The sequence below is a fragment of the Pseudomonas sp. RP-B7 genome (genome assembly GCF_059803535.1).
Genome location: NZ_JAPFHC010000065.1, coordinates 1 through 2,921 on the forward strand (window position 1 = coordinate 1; position 2,921 = coordinate 2,921).

General features: G+C 63.5%; 2 protein-coding genes. Both read left to right on the forward strand.

Features of this window, described 5'->3' with window-relative positions:
* Positions 1–116: 116 nt before the first annotated feature.
* Entirely contained in the window at positions 117–518 is a 402-nt protein-coding gene (locus OPU96_RS28720) for a YbaN family protein (RefSeq protein ID WP_226456278.1), read from the forward strand.
* 139 nt (positions 519–657) lie between these two features.
* Positions 658–2,796 (forward strand): methyl-accepting chemotaxis protein, encoded by a 2,139-nt coding sequence (locus OPU96_RS28725; RefSeq protein WP_226456279.1) that lies wholly within the window; start codon positions 658–660, stop codon positions 2,794–2,796.
* Positions 2,797–2,921 lie beyond the last annotated feature (125 nt).

A 2,921-nucleotide genomic window follows, 5' to 3' on the forward strand; every position in this document is an offset into this window, starting at 1 on the left:
CCCCCCCCCCCCCCCCCCCCCCCCCCCCCCCCCCCCCCCCCCCCCCCCCCCCCCCCCCCCCCCCCCCCCCCCCCACATTCTGGTCTCATTTCATATTGAATCCCTGCGATACCCCCATGACCGGCAAAACCCAATCCACCTCGAAAATCGCCCGGCTCCTCTTCGGCCTGCTGGCCTACGTCAGCCTGGGCATTGGGTTGATCGCGATTGTCGTGCCGGGTTTGCCCACCACTGAATTCATCCTGCTGGCCGCCTGGGCCGCCACCAAAAGCTCGCCACGCCTCAGCGCCTGGCTGGAGAACCACCGCCTGTTCGGGCCGATCCTGTTCAATTGGCGCAACGGCAAGATCATCGCCCGGCGCGCCAAGGTCAGCGCCACCGTGAGCATGCTGCTCTGCGCCGGCCTGATGCTGGTGATGCTCGATCACGGCTGGCCGATCTACCTGGCGATTGCCGGAATGAGCCTGGGCAACCTGTGGATCTGGTCTCGCCCCGAACGACTCGCACAGCCCGTGTAACGCAGGCTGTAGGTGTTTTCCTACCGCTCATCGCCTGCTGCTCATGAATAAATTTGTTACGCCGATGTTTCAGACATAGCGCTGAAGGGACTTGGCCTGCACTGCGTGCCTTCCAACAACTCCACTCGCGAGTGAGCCTATGTTCAACACCCTCTCCATCCGCCTGAAAATCGTGCTGCTGTCCGGCCTTTGCCTGTTGGGGGTGATAGCGCTGGTCGTCAGCATCAATATCTACAACACCAACCAGAATGATCTGTTGGTCAGCGATTCAAGCTCGCGCATGCTCACCGCCAGCGTGGAACAACTGCTGCAAGCCAGGGCCGCCGAGCAAGCGGTGCAGTTGCAAAAAACCTTCGGCGACAGCCTGATGGCGCTGACCGCGCTGGCCGACCAAATCAAGGATTTGCGCATCATGGCCAGCAAGCGTGGCCTGGAAGCCGGCGCACTGCGCGAAGAAATCAACCAGAGCCTGAAAACCACCTTCGATCGCAACAGCAAAGTGCTGGGTTTCTGGCTGTCATTCGAGCCCAACGGCCTCGACGGCAAAGACAGCGAATTCGTCGATGACAAGGCGCGCGTCTCCAACGAAAAAGGACGCTTCTCCAGCTATTGGAGCCGTGCCGGCGGTGAAGGCTTGAACACCATCATGGTCGAAGAAGACTTGAACAAGACCACCCTCACCCTCAACGGTACGCCCTACAACATCTGGTACACCTGCCCACGGGACACCCGCAATACCTGCTTGCTGGACCCGTATGAGGATACGGTGGCCGGCAAAAAGGTACTCATGACCACCATCGCCTCGCCGCTGATCGTGGAGGGCAAACTCATCGGCGTCATCGGTGTCGACATCGCCCTCACCGCCCTGCAAGCAACCGCCGACGCTGCGCAGAAGGACCTGTTCAACGGCGCAGCGCACCTGGAGATTCTCTCCAGCACCGGCCTGATTGCCGCCTACAGCGGCGAGCCGGCCAAGGTCGGCAAGAACCTGGTCGACACCCTCGGCGCCGAGGGCAAGGAAATCGTGCAGTTGCTGGCCAGTGATAAACCCATGATCCGCGAACAGGCTGACACCATCCGCGCCGTGTACCCGGTCAAGCCGATTGCCGACGCCAAAGCCTGGGGCGTGGTGATCAAGCTGCCAAAAGCGGTGATGCTCGCCGATAGCGTCAAGTTGCAAGGGGTACTCGACAACGCCCAGGCAGCCGGTACGCTCAAGGCCCTGCTGGTGGCCGCCGCCGCTGGCCTGCTGGGCTTGCTGCTGATCTGGCTGACCGCCACCGGCGTGACCCGCCCGATCAACAGCGTGGCCGCCATGCTCAAGGACATCGCCAGCGGCGACGGCGACCTCACCCAACGCCTGACCTATAGCAAAAAAGACGAATTGGGCGAGTTGGCGAACTGGTTCAACCGCTTCCTCGACAAGCTGCAACCGACCATCGCGCAGATCAAGCAAAGCATCACCGAGGCACGCGGTACGGCCGACCAATCCTCGGCCATCGCGCGCCAGACCAGCGAAGGCATGCAGGTGCAGTTCCGCGAAATCGACCAGGTAGCCACCGCCTCGAATGAAATGAGCGCCACCGCCCATGACGTCGCCAACAGCGCCTCCAATGCCGCCAGCGCGGCACGGGGCGCCGATCAGTCGGCGCGTGAGGGCATGTCGATCATCGAGCAAAGCACCCGCGACATCACCACCCTGGCCGAAGAAGTCAGCAAGGCCGTGGGCGAAGTCGAGGCGCTAGCGGTGAACAGCGAGCAGATTGGCTCCGTGCTGGAAGTGATCCGCAGCATTGCCGAGCAGACCAACCTGCTGGCGCTCAACGCGGCGATTGAAGCGGCACGCGCCGGCGAAAGCGGGCGTGGTTTTGCGGTGGTGGCCGACGAAGTGCGCAACCTGGCCAAGCGCACCCAGGATTCGGTGGAGGAAATCCGCGTGGTCATCGAACGCATCCAGAGCGGCACCCGTGGCGTGGTGGCGACCATGCATTCGAGCCAGAGCCAGGCCCAGAGCAATGCCGGGCAGATCCATCAGGCGGTGCAGGCGCTGGGCAAGATCAGCGATGCGGTGACGGTGATCAGCGACATGAACCTGCAAATCGCCAGCGCCGCCGAGCAACAGAGTGCGGTGGCCGAAGAGGTCAACCGCAACGTCTCGGCGATCCGTACGGTGACCGAGACACTCACCGGCCAGGCCACCGAGTCGGCGGCGATCAGCAGCCAACTGAATGCATTGGCCAGCCAGCAGATGAAATTAATGGATCAGTTCAGGGTTTAGTCCCCAACCCCAAGAACAATGGCCCCCCCTGTGGGTGCGGGGCTTTTGTGGGGGGGGGGGGGGGGGGGGGGGGGGGGGGGGGGGGGGGGGGGGGGGGGGGGGGGGGGGGGGGGGGGGGGGGGGGG

Coding starts and splice junctions, on each gene's coding strand:
- OPU96_RS28725 (WP_226456279.1), top strand. CDS start 658: ATGTTCAACACCCTCTCCATCCGCCTGAAAATCGTGCTGCTGTCCGGC.
- OPU96_RS28720 (WP_226456278.1), top strand. CDS start 117: ATGACCGGCAAAACCCAATCCACCTCGAAAATCGCCCGGCTCCTCTTC.